Source organism: Pantoea sp. Seng, assembly GCF_009829935.1.
Lineage (GTDB): Bacteria > Pseudomonadota > Gammaproteobacteria > Enterobacterales > Enterobacteriaceae > Pantoea > Pantoea communis.
In genome coordinates this window covers 38560-57830 of sequence record NZ_SZZV01000003.1, presented here as the reverse complement: position 1 = coordinate 57830, position 19271 = coordinate 38560, and the positions used below count along the sequence as shown (strand labels likewise).

Sequence of the window (19271 nt, the reverse complement as noted above, 5' to 3'; positions counted from 1 at the left end):
ACCGCGCCATGCAACAACAACATCATCCCTTGTTAAGTGCTTCCCTCGGTACACAGCGCGAAATCGTCAGCTTTCATTTCGGTACCGATTCCCAGCGGCGCGTCTACATTCAGGCGGCACTGCACGGTGATGAACTGCCGGGTATGGCGGTGGCGTGGTATCTGAAACACAAGCTGCTGGCGCTGGAATCTGCCGGGCAGCTCAAATCCAAAATTACGCTGGTGCCGGTGGCAAATCCGCTGGCGATGGGTCAACACTGGCACGGCAGCCATTTGGGTCGATTCCATACGCTTTCAGGTCAGGATTTCAATCGCCGTTTCCCGGCGTTAGGCGATACCCTGGCTGAAGAGCTGGCCGGTTCCCTGACGCAGAGCGAGTATGAGAACAAGCGGCTGATCCGTGATGCTATCGATCGCCATTATCGCGATCGCATTGCTAAAACTGAACTGGATGCGCAGCGCTTCACGCTGATGCGTATGGCCAGTCAGGCTGATTTGATGATTGATCTGCACTGCGACTGGGATGCATTGCCACATCTCTACACCACACCGCACGCCTGGCAGGACATCGAACCCTTAGCGCGTTGGTTAGGTAGCGAAGTACAGCTTCTGGCCCAAATCTCTGGTGGCGAGCCGTTTGATGAAGCCTGCTGCGAACCATGGCTGACGCTGGCCGAGCGGTTTGGTGGTGAGTATCCAATGCCACGCGGATTACTGCCGGTGACGCTTGAATTGCGTGGTGTTGCTGATGTATCGCCTGATCAGGCTGAGAAAGATGCGGATGCGATTATTAACGCGCTGATTGAAGGTGGCTACATTGCGGGTGACGTGAGTGAGTCCCCTGCCCTGATTAACCCTGCAACACCGCTGGCAGGTTGTGAGTATATTCATGCGCCGCACTCTGGGCTGTTGTTGAATCGCCGTGAATTGGGCGAGTGGATCAAGCCAGGTGAAGTAGTGGCAGAGATTGTGGACCCGATTACCGACCAGGTGACGCCGCTGGTGGCAGAGTTTGGTGGGGTGCTGTACGCGAGGAACCTGATGAAGTTTGCTACGGCGGGAATGCTGGTGGTGCGGTTGGCGGGGGAAAATGCGAGGCGTGAGGGGGAGTTGTTGGTGGTTTAATTTTAACCAAAATAAAAAATGACCAAACATAACAATTGTAATTGTTATCAAACTTCATTTAAGGAAAAATATGTCGTTTATATAAATTAAAGTAAAAAAAATTGATATACATTAAACACTTACCCCATTAATATTTTACTTATGTTATATATAGTCTACCTTCAACATTAGATACAATGACTAAATAGGAACGTTGGTTTGTATGTCTTTTAATAGCGCATTTCTGCAGCTTGATTTAAATTCAGCCGATGCCTAGTAATTTATCCATAAATGAGATCTTGACTAGTTATAAGTCTGCACCAAGTCATTAACGATTTTCCGGGCATTGAGAACATCGTTGAACCATCGCTCATTAAGGTATTCATCAGGAAAGCTATCGTTGAAATTCTAAATAAATTCGTTCTGTGTTGGCTTAATCGACAAGTTTAAGCGCAGCTAAATACCCTGTAAAAGGCCCATAGATTTAATGCAAACAAAGTAGGTTTCTAGCCATGATCAGTTCTTATCATTGCCGGATAAAAAATAGACTGCACAATGTTGTGCCAAAATCCGTGTCACCTGAATGCCTGTCATCCCAAATGTTGTGATGAGCTTCATGCTTCCGGTGTGAAACAATCCACAAAGATAGGGCACTTAATGTGACAACTTTTGCCAAAGATGAGACGTGAAAATAAGAACATTTTCAAAATACATCCTTGTCAGAAAAAGCAATGTGTAGCAACATAGATCACCTCATTTTAAAATCAAAACTACAATGAAACTAAATATACCTATATCATTGACATTATTCAGGTTTTTTTTGATTCCGTTTTTTGTAATATCATATTACATAGATTATTCATGGTCAGCGGCTGTGACTACCATAATTTTTATTGTCGCTTCAGCTACTGATTGGCTAGATGGGTATCTTGCTCGAAGACTAAATCAAACTACTCAGTTTGGCGCATTTCTCGATCCAGTAGCTGATAAAGTTCTCGTCACCATCGCCTTTGTTCTTATAGCCGAACATTTCCATTCATGGTGGATAACCATCCCTGTATCGATAATGATCGCCCGTGAGATCATTATATCCGCGCTAAGGGAATGGATGGCTGAATTGGGAGAGCGAAACTCGGTAAAAGTTTCATGGGCTGGAAAGCTTAAAACATCATCACAAATGATTTGCTTAACTGCCCTCTTGTGGCGAAGTGGCTTGACCCTAACGTCAATTGGAGTAATAACCTTATATACTTCAACTGCTTTAACGATATATTCAATGTGTGGATATCTAAGGGCTGCAAAAAAGACACTTATAGGCCGTTAAAATTAAATTTTGGTCATTATTGATTTTGTTATATGGGATAAAAATATGCTTAGCTTGTTTATTTCATTTTTTTTTATGTTCATATCGCTTGTTTTAGCGAGGAAACTTATATCACAAAGACTCTCTGAAAAAATATTTGTCATTTCATTATATGTGATAATATTATTTATTAGCTGTTTTTATGTTGGAGCCAACTATTTTACAGGCGCGGGTATTAATGAGTCGGTTATCTACACTCTTCTTAGTGATTTGAAGGGCGCTGGCGTTCAAAAGTACGTCTTTCCATTTTCAATGATACTATTTACGTTCCTATGCATGGTAATCATGATGTGGAAAGCTGTAAATGTAAACAATTCCATTCCAACTAAATCGAGCAAAAAGAACACGTTGAAAGTGTTTATTGTTATTTTAGCATCTATTATTATCAATCCTGGTGTGATTGGGTTATATAAAATCATCAACACTAGACTTCACGATTCAAAAGATTTCACTCAATATTATATTGACCCATCCGAGTCAACGAAGAAACCAACAAAAAATATAATCTATATTTATGGTGAAAGTCTTGAAAGAACCTACTTTGATAAATCTTGGTTCCCTCATTTAACTGATGATCTCTCATCTATCAAAGATAAGTCATATGACTTTGATAACACAATACAGTTACCTGGTACGGATTACACTATTGCAGGAATTGTATCATCACAGTGTGGAATTCCTTTATTTGCTCCTTTCTCTGGCAATTCTTCTGACTCCTTGGCTTCATTCTTCCCCGGAACCACCTGCCTTGGAGATATACTAAAGAAGTCAGGTTATGAACTCTATTTTTACCAGGGAGCAGATCTCGATTTTGGTGGTAAAAGATTATTCTTTGAAAATCATGGATTTGACCATATATTTGGTCGCCAAGAATTAGCCGCTGATGTGGTAGATCGTTCATATGTTAACGATTGGGGATGGTATGATGATACAGTTCTAGATCTTGCATTTAAGCAGTATCAGAAACTGTCGAAATCAAACAAGCCATTTGGACTTTTTTTATTGACCGTAGATACTCATCACCCTGACGGATTTGTTAACAAATCATGCAGCAAAGATAACTACCTATTTAATGCTAAATCTAACTCATCAATGTCAGCAGTTTTTTGTTCACAAGAGCAGATAGCTAAATTCATTAATAAAGTCAAATCGTCTCCAGAATTTAAGAACACAATTATCGTCGTGACCTCAGATCATCTGGCCATGAATAATACAGCCTACGACGCGTTGATTTCTCATCCTCGTAGAGACCTTTTCATGCTTATTGATAGCGAAGGCAGTGCAAAAAAAGTGAATTTAAGCAAAGAAAGAAGCAGCCTTGATAATGGCGCAACAGTGCTTGATGCTATGGGAGGAGATTCACGGATTGGCCTTGGAAGAAGTTCTTTCAAGAGTGAGACTCTATACGAAAAGTTCCCGGATATGACTGAAAAGGTCAACTCATGGAAGAACTCTGTAATCGCCTTGTGGGGATTTCCAAAATCAATTAAAAATTTTGTAATACATAAGTCAGCGATGCAGATTGAGCTTCCTGAAACCTCATTCAAATTACCAGTGCTTCTTAAAATAACCAAAGACTCTATAGAACCTTATTTCGATAGAGATGTAAGCGTGTCGTTAGCTACACAACTTTCTGAGTTTGATGAAGGAAGCCAATTCTTATGGGTGGATGACTGTTTCAAAATCACCCATGTATTCTCTAATAAAATCGAACCAGGGCTTTGTGTTGCATATGGGAAAAATAACGGCGGAGTCTTTTTAAGTAAAATTGATGATGACAAGATTAAATTCACTTACGATATATCAAATGCTAAAAATTATGACGTTAGCTTCAAAGATCGTATTGCTCAACTGAAAACTCCACTTCGAGAATTAAAATACTCAGGTAATAAAATTGATTTTAGTTATCCTGGTATGCCAGAGTATGTAAAAAAAATAACTGGTTTATCTCATCGTGAAGATTGGGGAAGATGGAGTGATGCTTCTCTAAGTGCCTCAGTCATAATCGAAACCAAAGATCCTCTTCCTGAGGATGTAAGTATTGACTTAGATGCCAGCGCATACAAAGATGGTGATGGTGGATTGGTTGATGTAACTATTGGAAATGAAACTAAGCGGGTAGATTTCAAAACCATTGGAAATATTCAGGGTCTTTCTTTTGCTAACAGGCAGCATTCAAATGAGATTTTGATTACACCAATTCATCCTTCATCACCGCTTTCCAACGGTGAGAGCGGGGATGCAAGAATCTTGGGGATAGGCTTAAGAAACTTAATTGTTAACAATATTAGATAAAAAACACATACCCGAATCTTAAGAGATTTTCATTAGATGATGTAAGCCAAGTGGGCTCAGTAGTAACATTTGGGATTAAATAACAGGCCTGTCAATCGGGCCTGTCATTGCTTAATTCTCAACAGGTCACCTCAATCAATTTTGGATTAATAAAACATAACTATCATTTTAAATAGGGATGAATGCGCACCATACTGTCTCTGTTAATCTGAATTCACTAATTATTATAACCACCCCTTAATTAACCACGTAACAAAGCATTAAACATTTTCTTTTATTTTCATTTTTTAAATATACAGATTAACAATTTCACAGCGTTGCAGAATATTTATGAAACCTATATTTCCATTTATCACCCCTGCCTTAAGGTGTATTAACACATGTCTAACTGGTAGCAATAAATTCTGTGCTACAGCTATTTATTACTTACTCCACCTTATTTAAACCATCACCGCATGAGTGTAAGTAAAATCTTATAAATCATTCAATGAAGTAATTTATAATTATATTTAAATTATTATTTCAAGAATATTTATTTTATTTTCACGCCATTGTATCAAACCCGAAGAAACAATAATTTGGCGAGGTTGTGCTTATTAAAGAAATTCACATTCAAATGCATTAATATCAATTCAAAAAAAAGGCTCAATGCTATGCATTAAGCCATTTACTTAACTAATTATATATCTAATAGAAATTAGTCAAGCCACTCGGTATGGAAAACACCGTCTTTATCAGTTCGCTTGTAAGTATGCGCACCAAAATAGTCACGCTGCGCCTGAATCAAGTTCGCAGGCAGAACCTCTGAGCGATAGCTATCGTAATATGCTATAGCAGCTGAGAAGGTTGGCGTTGGAATACCGTTTTGGATAGCGTAAGAAACGACATCACGCAGCGCTTGCTGATACTCATCAGCAATGTTTTTGAAGTATGGATCCAGCAGCAAATTAGCGATATCGGCATTGCTTGCATATGCATCAGTGATTTTCTGCAAGAACTGAGCACGGATAATGCAACCCGCACGGAAGATTTTAGCGATTTCACCGTAGTGCAGATCCCAATTGTTTTCTTCAGAAGCAGCACGCAGCTGTGAGAAGCCCTGTGCATAAGAAACAATTTTACCCAAATACAAAGCACGTCGCACTTTCTCAACGAACTCAGCTTTATCACCAGTGAAGCCTTTAGCTTGTGGACCGCTCAATACTTTTGAAGCAGCAACACGCTGAGATTTCAAAGATGAAAGGTAACGCGCGAATACTGATTCAGTAATCAGTGACAACGGCTCGCCGAGGTCCAATGAGCTCTGGCTGGTCCATTTACCGGTACCTTTGTTCGCTGCTTCATCCAGAATCACATCAACTAAGTATTTACCATCTTCATCTTTCTTAGTGAAGATATCTTTAGTGATGTCAATCAAATAGCTGCTCAACTCACCATTGTTCCACTCAGTGAAGGTTTTAGCCAGTTCTTCGTTGTTTAGACCCAGCGCACCTTTTAGCAATGCGTAAGCTTCTGCAATCAGTTGCATGTCGCCGTACTCGATGCCGTTATGTACCATTTTAACGTAGTGACCAGCACCGTTTGGACCGATGTAAGCAACACAAGCTTCGCCATCCTCGGCGCGCGCTGCGATCTTATCCAGAATTGGTGCGACCAGTTCGTACGCTTCTTTCTGGCCACCAGGCATGATGGAAGGACCTTTCAATGCACCTTCTTCACCGCCGGAAACGCCTGTACCAATGAAGTTAAAGCCTTGATCAGAAAGTTCTTTATTGCGACGAATAGTGTCTTTATAGAAAGTGTTACCGCCATCAATAAGGATGTCGCCCTTGTCCAGATGCGGTGTCAGTGAAGCGATAGTTTTGTCGGTAGCTTCACCGGCTTGAACCATTAGCAAAATGCGGCGTGGTTTTTCTAATGATTCAACAAACTCTTCTACGGTGTAAAATGGCGCGAGTTTCTTGCCCTGATTTTCCGCGATGACTTCATCAGTCTTTTCACGAGAACGGTTGAAGATAGAAACAGTGTAACCACGGCTCTCAATATTTAAAGCCAGATTACGTCCCATCACAGCCATACCAACCACACCGATTTGTTGCTTGGACATTATCTACTCCTGTCTGAAGGTCTCATCACCAGACACATTCTGCTGGTGAACAAAGGTGGAAATTATGTTAACTCACTATAGTCATCTTCGGGTAGTGATTGATGCTAAATTCATTAATCGCATAAGTCATTAAAGATACTATTTTATCAACGACTTATACAAACCAAGGTAAGCGGAGACCATTTTTTCACCGGTAAAATGTTCCCGGTAACGTTGATAAGCCTTTTCTCCGTAAGTCTTTGCCAACGCCGGGTTTTCCCACAATCTTTCTAGGGCTATGGCCAGCGCTTCTGGATCAGAAGGTGGAACAACAATCCCTGTCTCGTGATGGATATTAATCCATGAAGTCCCTGTGCCTATCTCGCTTGAGATTAAAGGTTTGCTAAACATAGCCCCTTCTAGCAAAGAAATCCCAAATGCCTCTGACCTCAAGTGCGATGGAAAAACCATCGCACAGCAGAGATGTAATAAAGCTATTTTATCAACGTCATCTAATGCACCTAGGAAAATAATATTTTTGAGCCCTACTTCTTCGGCTTGCATTTTCAATTCGTTTTGAATGGGACCGGAACCCACAATTACAATTGGATAATCATTGGTCTTATTAGCCTCTAATAAGATATGCAGGCCTTTATAATAACGAAGAGTGCCAACAAAAAGGAAAAAACGCTCGGGAAGTCTGGCCCGCCATGAATCTAGCGCGGCGGGAGCGGGTAATTTATATCCTGCTTGGTTAATTCCTATGGGAATTATATCGACCTTATCAATATATTTTTTTAATATTGGACTTGTTTCAACATAGTTTGGTGACGTAGCGACTATTTTATCCACTGAAGACATAAACTTATGCATTAGAGGAGTGTAGATTTTCAGTAATTTCTTCTGCCGTACAATATCAGAATGATAACTAACCACCGTTGGTTTGTTTATCTTGCAGATAAAATGCAAAATATCCATAAATGGCCATGGGAAGTGGTAGTGAATAATATCAGCCTCACTGGCAAGTTTTTTAAACAGTGACAATGCGCGAATTGAAAATGGACTTGATGCTATGGAGAAATCCGCATGAATTCTGAAAGCCTTATGGGAGGCTATTGTGGCATTGAGATCTGTATCTCCTGGGGTCAATGAGAGTACAGTGGTTTCAATCTAGCTATTTTCCGCCCCTTCGGCGAGTTGAAATATAACCTGTTCAATGCCGCCGAAAGTATCTGGATAATACGTTTTATAAAAATGGAGAACTTTTATCATAAATGATTTAATTCTTTATAAACATCCATAGTTTGTTGGGCACATTTTTCCCAACTGAAACGTTTGGCATGAGTGATTCCCTGTTCGATAGCATGGTTTCTGTGTTCAACAGAGCACAATGCAATTTCGAGCTGACTACGTATGCCCTCAACATCCCCGGCTTCATGAAATAGTGAATTTTCACCGGCGACTTCGGTCAATGAGGAATTATTTGAACATACCACAGGTATTCCAGATTGTAGAGCCTCTAAAACAGGCAAACCAAATCCTTCATAATTACTGGGGAAACAAAATACTTTAGCAGCACTATAGAGCAAAGGGATATCTGAATTGGGAATGTATCCCAAATAGATCAACCATCCTTCACGTTGCGCTTTTTCAATTCTGAAAAGAATTTGCTCGTTTCGCCATCCTTTGAATCCACTGATAACGAGTGGATAGGAAAGCCTGAGCTCAGCTGGCATAGATTCATAAGCATCGATAAGAGAAACTATGTTTTTTCGCGGCTCAATAGTGCCGATAAAAAGAGAGTAGCCTTGATAATTTAAATTATATTTTCTTAATACCGCTAATGTTTGCAACTCATTTCTTGGAAAGAAATTATCTGAAGCAGCCAAATGCGTCGTTTTTATTCTATCACTTGGATAATCGAAATGTTCACTCAACTCTTTTTTAATATAATCCGAGACCGTAATAATGAAATCACTACGTTTAAGACTTTTCAAAATTTCTTGTTGGGTGTACTTACACCTTTTGGGCTCAAAAAAGTCGGGGTACTTGAATGGACTCAGATCATGAAATGTACTAACTTTTTTAGCTTTGTGTTCTGGCAAAAAAAAATTTGGACCGTGATAAATATAGTCACCATAACGGGACAACACTCTTTTTTTAATTTTTGGCGAGAGTGTTTGATAAATTTTTATTGCAGCGGAACTGTTTTTTAGAATGTTTTTCAGACCGTGCGACACGGTTACAGATGAATTTTCACCTGGTATATTCTGAACGATTTTTTTTCCATCAAAGTATAAAAGATGTTCAATTTCATTGAGTTTTTCAATAGCTCTTGCCAATTCGTATGTATAACGACCAATACCTGTTAAGGGATATTTGATTGGTTCAACAGAAAGAATGACCTTCATAAATTCCTCAAGAGAGCCACACTGCTATGGCTCATTCTACAATTAACGCCAATCTTTGATTGCTCTATTTTTAATCAATCCATTACAAATATTATTAAGTCGCATGCTTACAGCACTGTAGTCATGCTGGTTGCGCCAACTCTCTGCAGCATTAGTAACTGCTTCCCATTGTGGGGTTTCGCCTTCAATTTCTTTAAGCCCTGCAATGATGTCCTCAGCAATCTGTTTTGCAGTAAAACCATTAAATTTAAAAACAGCATCACCAAGGTCGTCGAAAATAGGAATAGGCGTAACCATGACAGGTTTGCTTGTAGCCATCCCGTATCGCACCGCCCCGCTTGCAGACTCTCCAGTGTCTTGATAGGCAAACAAAAGCAGGTCAGCATCAGACAATAAATCTAAACTTTCATCATCAGATAAGAAGCTATTATGGAATTCTACGAGATCGCCAATCTTGTTCTCATGAACGTATTGCTTCAGTTTATGTATTAAATCTCGCGATTCTCCAACAGGGAATTCAGCATTGACTAATTTTAATTTAACAGGAACTTTTCGATCTCTTAGTATTTTCACCGCTTCTACAATTTCACTCAAACCTTTATGAGGTAAGCAGAAACCATAACTAGCGATAACGTGCATATTTTTTTTAGTTTGATGCTTGATAGATAGTCTCTTGTTGCTCAATACGCCATGCGGAAAAAGTGTTACGTTATTTTCCAAACCAAGAGATTTTAAACGATTCATATCAGCAAAGGAATGCACTAATAGACGGTCACAGCATTTTAAGGCATCAATCATATGAACTAATTTAAAATTCTGTTCAGGTTTCTTCTCAGGATCGACTGTTGAATGCAGGGTCATCACAACAACTATATTTTTTTGTTTTAGTGCGTAAATTAACTCTGATAACTCGGCATGATTGAAGAAGCCATAGTTAAACTGAATTATAATGGTATTAATTCCAGCTTGCACTATATGCTTGAGGATGGCATCGAAGTCATTATTCTCTTTCCCGATACTCCAACTACGAATACTAGAGTCATTTTTTATGTCGAGGAGTTCTTGTCCATTGGGTGAGAAAATCACTGGGTTAACCCCAGACATATTATCTATCAAATGCTGTGAGTAAGTTGCTATGCCGCATTTAGTATTCCAGGTAGTTATCCAACCTATTTTAGCTTTCTGATTTAATTCCCAATTTTTAGTTTCTAATGTATGAATAGCGGAAACAGAACGCTCTGCCACAGCAGACCATGTAAAATCAGAAAGAATCTTCTCACGACCATTCTTAGCCATTTCACTTCGTTGATCGGCTGGCGTCAACGCAGCAAGTTTCATCTTCCTCGCCAGGTCATCAACATCAATGTTGACCCAAGCCGAAGAGTAAAGACCAAAATGTGTTTTAGCATGAGCATAGTGGTAGTCCACTAGCCAGCTATTCGTTGAATCACAAAAATCTTTTTGCCCACTCCAATCGGTAACAATGGCGGGCATTCCACTTAACATTGCTTCCGCAATGGGTAGCCCAAAGCCTTCCGCGCAACTTGGCGCGACGAGCACATCACATTGTTCGTAGATGCTCTTTAGGCTACCTTCATCAAGGTCCTCTTTGATGATGACAACTTGCGGAAAATCAGGATTTTTTTTCTGCCATGCTGTCAGGCTCTCAGATATTGTATTATGGGGATTGTCAAACGTCTTAATGATTAGTGTCACATCATCTTCAAGGCTGAATGCTTGACCGAAGGCTTCAAGCATGGCTTCTGCCCCTTTACGCGGGAAGCAAGATGAAACATGCAGGAAACGTAATGTTTTGACTGTTCCAAGCGAATAGTGCTTAGCACTAACATTTTCCCAATGATCACAACCATTCCCCGTGACAATTGCTGGTATGCGCAAGCCGTTATCAATAAGAACTTTTTTAACATGGTGTGAAGTGCAGAGAACAGCATCAAGCTCCTGATTGAAGTTATGAATCCACTCTAAGGGATACCCAGTCTCTTCCCAAGCATAACAATGAAGGAGCTTTACCTTCGAATTGAGTCCAGAAACGCGTGGCGGATAGATATTACGTGACTGAACAGAAACTGATACAGCCCTATCTCTGACTGCCTTCTCATTCCATGCGAGCAAGTCAGCATTAGCCGTTTTCTGCATGAAGGATATGTTTGGGGAAAAATCCCCTGGCCCCTCAGTGGAATGCAGTCTTATTTCTACGCCTTTTCTAGCAAGGCCACGAGCAAATTCACGATTAACCAGGGCGAGACTATAAGATGAATCAAAGGGGCCATCGACCTGCCACTGCAAAGTTTCTACTAGGGCATTATTCAGTTCAACTCGCTTAATATTACGGTCAATCGCCTCGGCGACTCGTAACAAGTCCTGATCAGTAGGCCTGACCTTAGTGCTGATTCTTTTTAAGCTGTCGAATGCAGAAATGCTTTCTCTGGTTTTTTCAACCGTTAAATCAATTTCCGACTTAAAGTGCTCTAAGGCATCAAGAGCACGTTGAGCAGAAATGTCCCAGGAAAATTTTGAGGCTTGACTCAATGCATGATTTTTGAGGGAGTGACGAAACTTGTCATTGATAATCACGTCACGAATTTTACTGGTGATCGACTTCACAGAAAATGGGTCGAAGAGCGCCTCTTCCAGCCCAATAACTTCGGGTATACTGGTCACATTGGAACCAATAGTTGGTGCACCACATCTCATTGCTTCCAGAATAGGTAACCCGAATCCTTCATGCTCTGAAGCAAAAACGAATAAGAAGCAGTTCCGGTAGAGAAGAATCAGTTCATCATCACTAATATAGCCGGTTAAAATAACGTCAAATTTTGACAGGCCCGCATTTTTAACAATTGATTGCAGATAGTTACGATCAGCTTCATTGACCTTACTTATAATAACTAATTGTTTATTAAATCGTAGTTCGGGTTCAATTTCAGAGAATGCAACAATGAGTCTTTCAAAGTTTTTGCGCTTATCAAAACCACCCGGTGCATAAAGAATAATATCTTTCCTGATTGAAAATTTTTCTCTAACAGCTTCGATATTGATATCAACTATCTCTTTATCGTACCACATATCCTCAGTGGCTGAAGATATTGACACAATTTCACCTATAGCATCAGGTAAATATTCATGAGTTTCTCGAGCTGTATAATCCGAATTTGTCAGAATAAGATCTGCCATTTTTAGACAATCAACTTTTTTCATGTAATATTGGCGAAATTGACCATCTTGCAAGTACGTTTTTTCGTTGACGAGGGGTATGAGATCGTGATGAAGCACAGCAACTTTCGTATTGCTTTGCAATTTTTTAATGGTGAGCGTGGCATCATCAATATGACCTTCAAATAGGCTGGTAATGAAAACCCAATCAACTGAAAGCGTGCGAATCATTTCCTCCCGAATAATAGCAGCAGCACTCTGTCGCCATTCATTACCCTCATCGCAGGCACGAAGAGGAGTAGGTAGTTGACATACCAAGATGTTTTTTTCTGGTAATAAACCATCTAGAGCTGTTTTGATATCTTCGATAGTATCTTCAAAGTTACCATTTAGGAGAACATAGAAGTCATGATATTTGTTATTACGTAGTAAACCTTTGGTAATAGATAATGAATAGCGCCCTATCCCTCTAAATCTGCTTTCAGTTTGTGCGCCCTGTAAATCGATTAAAATTCTCATTATTTATTACCTTTATGGTTCTTTACTTCATCTTTATGAAGATCTTCATAGATCTCCTTTGCCCTATTTGTCAAATTATCAACATGCGACATTGAAAAGGAATTATTATAATGATGCGAAATATTCTCTTCACTTATAGATTTAAAATAAAAGCGTCTTACTAAGGAATATAATCCCAGCTTACGCATCAGGCTCAACGCGCTAGTTCTTGCCTTTGGGTATTTCCCGGATATAAGGACGAGACGCTGAAATATTTTACGCACAAAAGCTTTAGCGAAATACTTATGTCCTTTTTTACGAGCAACATTTGTACGTTTACCTAAGTCTATCACACGTCGTAACGGAGCAGTTATACGCCAAGAGTTACTTGAATAAACGGCAGCCAATCTATTTTCTAACTGTTTGTTGAAATCGATAATATCTTTAATTTCAGCTCGAACATTTTCTATCTCCTTTTCGTACTCAAGGGATATAACTTTGAGTCTTTCTCCTAACACTATATCATAACGGTCAGCTAGCACCATATCATAGCGGTCAGCAAGTTCATCGAGAGTTACACCAATTTTTTTTACAAAGAATTCATTAAATTCGGTAATTAACTCATGAGAACCTGACTTTTGAGAGACAGTACTGTAATCTGGACTAACCCCCTTCAACACTTCCGATAGCGTTAGTTCAGAAGAATGATCTTTAATTCGAGCACTTTCTTGGAGTCTGACTATTCGCGTTCTTTCAAATCCGTAATAGTCAGGAAGAAACTTTAACAGTTCTGGTGGGAGGGGGTTTTGATGAGTGGGATCCATGTAGAACGAACAACTGCCAACACTTAAATTTTCTGGATTCGGTGTTTCAAGTATCAGTAGACCTCCAGGTTTTAACACTCGCTGTGCTTCTGATACCAAGGTATGAACAATTTCAAAAGGAAGATGTTCGACTAGATGAAAGCCTGTAATTGCAACTGCACTTTCATTTTCTTGCTTCTTCAAAAATTTGATGCAATCATTTAATTCTACGGTAAGACCATCTTTTAATGCTTCGGCAAGCATTCCTTCATCAAGATCGACTCCGACGGCACGTATATTATTATCACGAAGAAGTTTTAACCATTCACCTCGCCCGCAACCAATATCAATGACGCAACCTTCTGAAAAGTAAGAATTAAGTTTAGTGACTAACGGCAAATATACTGTCAATCTTTGACGGATATCGGCAACACTACCACGATGCTTGTCTTCAAATGCCCGGTAAAAATTATTACTCACCTTTAATCTCCAATTGGGGTGGCATCCAGGCTACGCCTATAAAGGATGGTTTACCGCTGTTCACAACTGTGAATACTAGAGCCAGATCACGCCATTCATAGTTTCTGGCTACATGTGTATCTGATGAGTGCAAAGCTACAGCAATCGAATAGGAGCCAACACCCAAATTGGCGTCAAAACTAAAAGTATATTCCAGTTTTTTACCAGCCGTCAGTTCACTCAAGACATTCCTCATGTGGTGAGTATTTGTACCGAATACAGGTTGTCCAAGGCGATCCTTAATAACATAGCCTACAACTAATTCATCGATATCCTCATATATTTCCGCTTGAATTTTTAAAGAAACTGCTTGTCCTACCTGCAAAGATTCAACAGACTCATTGTTTTCATTCAGCAGATCTATACGACTTATGCGCGCTTCACCAGTACCTGAAAGCGTCGCCAGCTTGCCATCGTTAATACTCAACTTAATGGATTTTTTTTCTTTGTCTGCTAATAGCGCGTTATAAAAGTCCATTACCGCTTCAGGTTCCCCCTCCATGGCCACCTCTCCTTTGTTTAACAGGATGGCGCGGTCGCAAATGCTTTGGATTGCCTGCTTATCATGTGAGACGAGGAGTAAAGTTGTCCCTTTTCTTCTGAACTCACGGATTCGCTCGAAACTTTTATGTTGAAAATAAGCGTCTCCGACCGACAGTGCTTCATCAATGATTAAAATATCCGGACGAATCGCTGTTGCAACGCTAAATGCCAGTCTTACCTGCATACCACTGGAGTAGACCCGGACAGGTTGGTCAATGTAGTCATCAATCTCCGCAAATGACTCTATTTCAGGCATGAGTTGATTAATCTGTTCAACCGATAAACCAAGCAGTTGGCCGGACATGTAGACATTTTGCCGACCGGTAAAGTCAGCATGAAATCCCATACCAAGTTCCAGCATGGCAGCTACCCGACCTGAAATATCAATCTTTCCTGTTGTTGGTTTTGCAGTACCAGTAATCAATTTCAACAACGTGCTCTTTCCAGCGCCATTGATGCCAATTATGCCAACTGCTTCGCCCTCATTAATTTCATTATTAATATCTTTTAAAATCCACTTTAGTGAGTGTTGCGATTTAATGCCAGGAATTATCCATTCCATCAGCCGATGAACTTTTCGCTGATAAATTTTATATGCTTTCCCTACACCCGAAACTAAGATATGTGTCATTAGAGTTCATCCACCATTTCAGCCGAGTGTCTTCTAAATAAAACAAACCCGTAAACACAAAAAATAATACTTAAAATTAAAACTGGAAGCAAAGAACCCCAGTCCGGTATTTTATGGTAAGCAAATATCCCTTGATAAGCCTGCATTAGACGAGCGACCGGATTATACATGAGTATTTTGTGCGCCCACTGAGGAAGAGAGTTCAATACGTATACAATCGGTGTAAACCAAAACCAAAATTGTGGTAACACACCAACAAACTGCCCAACATCTCTGAAAAAAACATTCATCACGCCAAAAATCATCCCTAACCCTGTCGCAAATGCGATTTGCAATAGGATAACTGGGATCATTGTAAAAATTAACCACCCAGGAAAGTTCCCGGTAAATATTAGGAAAAAGATAAAAAGTGAAAAAATTATCAAGAAATTAAGCACTGCTGAGGCGACAACAATCAACGGAAGACAGATCTTAGGGAAACTGAGTTTTTTTATCAGGTTAGCATTGTTAATAAATACCCCCTGACTTTTGTCTAAAATTTCAGTAAACAGCCCCCATGTTAATACACCTGAACAAAGATAAATACTATATGCAAATGATCCTGTGTTATCGGGCATTCTGGCTTTCATTACTTGAGAGAAAACCAATGTATACACTAATATCATCGCAAGTGGTTGTAGCACTAACCATAGTGCTCCTAGCATACTTGTTTGATAACGAGATTGAAAATCTCGCTTTATACTACTTATAATAAAACCGCGATACTGATAGATAGATTTTAACATATCAGGCACAATCACCTTTATCCAGGAAAGATAATATCTCTGAGGTCTTAATCATCATAAGTTCATTATCACAGCGACTTTCAATATTTAGTCGCATTAAAGGTTCAGTATTAGACATCCTCAAATTTAAACGCCAATCTCCGAATGTCATACTCAAACCATCAGTTTTATCAATTTCTAAAGCTTCTGCTCTGTATTTATCCTCTACCATTCTAATGAGAGTGGCCGCATTATTGACTTTTCGGTTAATTTCCCCGGAAGCTGGGAATTGGGCCATTCTCTCTTTGACTAAATATTGAAGACTCGTCTTTTTAGTCTGTAACAATTCAGCTATTAATAACCACGGTATCATTCCACTATCGCAGTAAGCAAAATCACGGAAGTAATGGTGAGCACTCATCTCCCCTCCATAAATCGCATCTTCTTCACGCATACGCTCTTTAATGAACGCATGGCCGGTTTTAGATATGACAGGGATTCCACCAGCTTTAGTCACCACATCAATAGTGTTCCATGTAAGGCGTGGGTCGTGAATTATTTTGGCACCCTTTTCTTTCTTCAGGAACGCTTCAGCCAAAAGGCCAACGATATAATAGCCTTCAATAAATGCAGCATTTTCATCAAAAAGGAAGCACCGGTCAAAATCACCGTCAAAAGCAATACCCATATCTGCATTGTGTGCACGTACTGCATCAGAAGTATCTTTACGACATTCAGGCAGTAAAGGGTTAGGGATGCCGTTGGGGAAGTTGCCATCTGCCTGATGGTGCACCTTAATGAAGCTGACAGGCGCATTTGCCAGCTGGAATCGCTTTTCTATTTCATCAACGACATGGCCTGCAGCGCCATTGCCTGAGTTGATTACCAGTTTCATTGGCTCTTTGAAATTGGCCAAATCTATGTAGCCCATCAAATGATCTACATAAGCGTCCAACACTGAAATCTGTTTGTAGCTACCGCGCTTTAATTCTTCGACACCTGAAAACTCATTCGCTTCAGCTAAGCGCTGTACGTCGCGGAGGCCGGTATCACCGCTAATAGGGCGTGCACCTTCACGTACCAGTTTCATGCCATTGTAGTTCATTGGATTATGGCTGGCGGTGACTTCTATTCCCCCGTCAATACCGAGGTGGAAAGTGGCGAAGTAAATCTCTTCTGTACCGCTCATGCCAATATCCAGCACATCTGTGCCAGCGTCCCGCAGACCATTTGCTAACGCCAGCTTCAGAGATTCACTAGTGAGGCGCACGTCTCCACCGACGACGATTGTTTTTGGCTTAATGAATTCGCCGTATGCACGGCCAATACGATAAGCGATATCTTCGTTGAGCTCTTTGCCCAGCTCACCACGAATATCGTAAGCTTTGAAACAAGTTAGTGCTTCCATTATTTCTTTGAATCCTTATTTACGGGCAAATTGATCTTTAATCAGAATGAGGTCGTCATCACCGAGGTATGAACCTGACTGGATTTCCAATAGCTCCAAAGGAATTTTGCCAGGGTTTTCCAACGTGTGCTGATGACCAATAGGAATGAAGGTAGATTGGTTTTCGGTTAACAACAGGGTCTTATCCTGAATCGTCACCTTCGCGGTGCCTGACAGAATCACCCAGTGTTCAGTGCGATGGTAATGCATCTGTAATTCGAAGGATTCACCCGGTTTCACCGTAATACGATTTACGTTAAAACGCCCGGTATTAACGATCAGATCGCAACGTCCCCATGGCCAATAGGTTTCACGGTGACGGCGATACTCACTACGACATTCTGACTTCAGGAATTCAACGACACGTTTTACGTCCTGTACCTGATCTTTACGCGCAACCAGTACGGCATCTTTGGTATTTACGATCACAAGATCTTCTACACCAATGGCTGCAACCAACTGGTCTTCACTGTTGATATAGCAATTTTTAGTGTTGTGCAGGAAAGTGTCGCCCTTCAGTGAGTTACCCGCAGCATCCTTCTCATTCACTTCCCACAGCGCTGACCATGAACCTACATCACTCCAACCCGCATCCAATGGTACAACCACAGCCGCGTCGGTTTGTTCCATTACTGCGTAATCTACGGATTCATCAGGACAAGCAGTAAAATCTTCTTTATCAATACTGATGAAGTCGCTGCCTTCTTTCACGTTTGCCATTGCACGCTGACAGGCTTCAAGAATATCAGGGCGGAATTTTTCCAGCTCTTGCAGGTAACGTTTTGCGCGGAACATAAACATGCCGCTGTTCCAGTAATATTCACCGGATGCGAGGTAATCTTCCGCTGTTTTAAGATTAGGTTTTTCGACAAAGCGTTGTACGCCGAATGGGGCGTTCAAATCATCCGAAATCTGGCTTCCACGATGGATATAACCGTAGCCTGTCTCAGGACCTGTCGGCACAATACCAAAGGTGACTAAATGGCCTTGCTTGGCATATTTAGTAGCTGTAGTAATCGCCTGATGGAATGCCGCACGATTTTCAATGACATGATCTGCAGCCAACACCAGCAGTACAGGGTCATCCCCCTGCTCAATCGCATTCAGCGCAGCGAGAGCAATGGCTGGGGCAGTATTACGGCCAACCGGTTCAAGGATGATGTTGTGAGAAAGCTTGTTGATTTGGCGAAGCTGTTCGGCGACCAGGAAGCGGTGCTCTTCGTTACAGATAACCAAAGGAGCGCGTGCTTCAACTCCGGTTAAGCGGTTGACGGTTTCCTGCAGCATTGAGTGCTGCCCATGCAAACTGATGAATTGCTTTGGATATAGTTCGCGTGAAAGGGGCCACAAACGACTGCCGGTTCCTCCGGCCATAATTACGGGAAGTAACATTCCTCAACCTCTAATGTGTCATTTAAAACTGCTTTATCAATTTAGAGCGGGTTATTTTTTCAACGCATTATAAAAAACAGCCACGCTACCGCCCTTGGCTTGTAGCAACCAATATGCTGTGTAACAAGTCAATTTTGTGTGCTCCGCCTCTCTTACATGAGACGGGTAATTATTCGTCAAGCCTCAGCCAACACCAAAGCCAGCACAAATAATACATTTTGTGCTGATGAAATAACATGGTT

The 19271-nt window shown here is 40.7% G+C and carries 12 protein-coding genes; 3 read left to right on the top strand and 9 right to left on the bottom strand.

Annotated features, from left to right (window positions below):
* Positions 1 to 8 precede the first annotated feature (8 nt).
* From FD737_RS03450 to opgB, 3 genes are all read left to right on the top strand, one after another.
* A complete protein-coding gene (locus FD737_RS03450; RefSeq protein WP_160832716.1) occupies positions 9 to 1124 on the top strand; it encodes a succinylglutamate desuccinylase/aspartoacylase family protein in 1116 nt (371 codons plus the stop codon).
* Positions 1125 to 1878: 754 nt separating this feature from the next.
* Positions 1879 to 2427, top strand: a complete 549-nt coding sequence (pgsA, locus tag FD737_RS03445; RefSeq protein ID WP_160832715.1) for a CDP-diacylglycerol--glycerol-3-phosphate 3-phosphatidyltransferase — start codon at positions 1879 to 1881, stop codon at positions 2425 to 2427.
* A 45-nt stretch (positions 2428 to 2472) separates the two neighbouring features.
* On the top strand, positions 2473 to 4761 hold the full coding sequence (gene opgB / locus FD737_RS03440; RefSeq protein ID WP_160832714.1) for a phosphatidylglycerol--membrane-oligosaccharide glycerophosphotransferase: 2289 nt from the start codon (positions 2473 to 2475) through the stop codon (positions 4759 to 4761).
* A 697-nt stretch (positions 4762 to 5458) separates the two neighbouring features.
* Here the strand turns inward: opgB and gndA are convergent.
* The 9 genes from gndA to FD737_RS03395 form a co-directional block, all read right to left on the bottom strand.
* Positions 5459 to 6868 (bottom strand): NADP-dependent phosphogluconate dehydrogenase, encoded by a 1410-nt coding sequence (gene gndA / locus FD737_RS03435; RefSeq protein WP_160832713.1) that lies wholly within the window; start codon positions 6866 to 6868, stop codon positions 5459 to 5461.
* Positions 6869 to 7006: 138 nt separating this feature from the next.
* Complete coding sequence (locus FD737_RS03430; RefSeq protein WP_370523003.1) at positions 7007 to 8017, bottom strand: glycosyltransferase; 1011 nt, start codon at positions 8015 to 8017, stop codon at positions 7007 to 7009.
* 98 nt (positions 8018 to 8115) lie between these two features.
* Positions 8116 to 9258: a glycosyltransferase family 1 protein gene (locus FD737_RS03425; protein WP_160832712.1), complete on the bottom strand. Its 1143-nt coding sequence runs from the start codon at positions 9256 to 9258 to the stop codon at positions 8116 to 8118.
* Between the two features lie 42 nt (positions 9259 to 9300).
* The gene (locus tag FD737_RS03420) at positions 9301 to 12951 is read right to left on the bottom strand and encodes a glycosyltransferase (protein WP_160832711.1); all 3651 of its coding nucleotides are present in this window, start codon (positions 12949 to 12951) and stop codon (positions 9301 to 9303) included.
* Complete coding sequence (locus tag FD737_RS03415) at positions 12951 to 14213, bottom strand: class I SAM-dependent methyltransferase (protein ID WP_160832710.1); 1263 nt, start codon at positions 14211 to 14213, stop codon at positions 12951 to 12953. The genes FD737_RS03420 and FD737_RS03415 overlap by 1 nt, the downstream gene beginning before the upstream one ends.
* Entirely contained in the window at positions 14206 to 15426 is a 1221-nt protein-coding gene (locus FD737_RS03410; protein ID WP_160832709.1) for an ABC transporter ATP-binding protein, read from the bottom strand. Before FD737_RS03410 ends, FD737_RS03415 begins: the two co-directional genes overlap by 8 nt.
* A complete protein-coding gene (locus FD737_RS03405) occupies positions 15426 to 16211 on the bottom strand; it encodes an ABC transporter permease (protein WP_160832708.1) in 786 nt (261 codons plus the stop codon). The genes FD737_RS03410 and FD737_RS03405 overlap by 1 nt, the downstream gene beginning before the upstream one ends.
* Before the next feature lies 1 nt (position 16212).
* A complete protein-coding gene (gene cpsG, locus FD737_RS03400) occupies positions 16213 to 17598 on the bottom strand; it encodes a phosphomannomutase CpsG (RefSeq protein ID WP_160832707.1) in 1386 nt (461 codons plus the stop codon).
* A gap of 15 nt (positions 17599 to 17613) precedes the next feature.
* On the bottom strand, positions 17614 to 19029 hold the full coding sequence (locus FD737_RS03395; protein WP_160832706.1) for a mannose-1-phosphate guanylyltransferase/mannose-6-phosphate isomerase: 1416 nt from the start codon (positions 19027 to 19029) through the stop codon (positions 17614 to 17616).
* Positions 19030 to 19271: the final 242 nt, after the last annotated feature.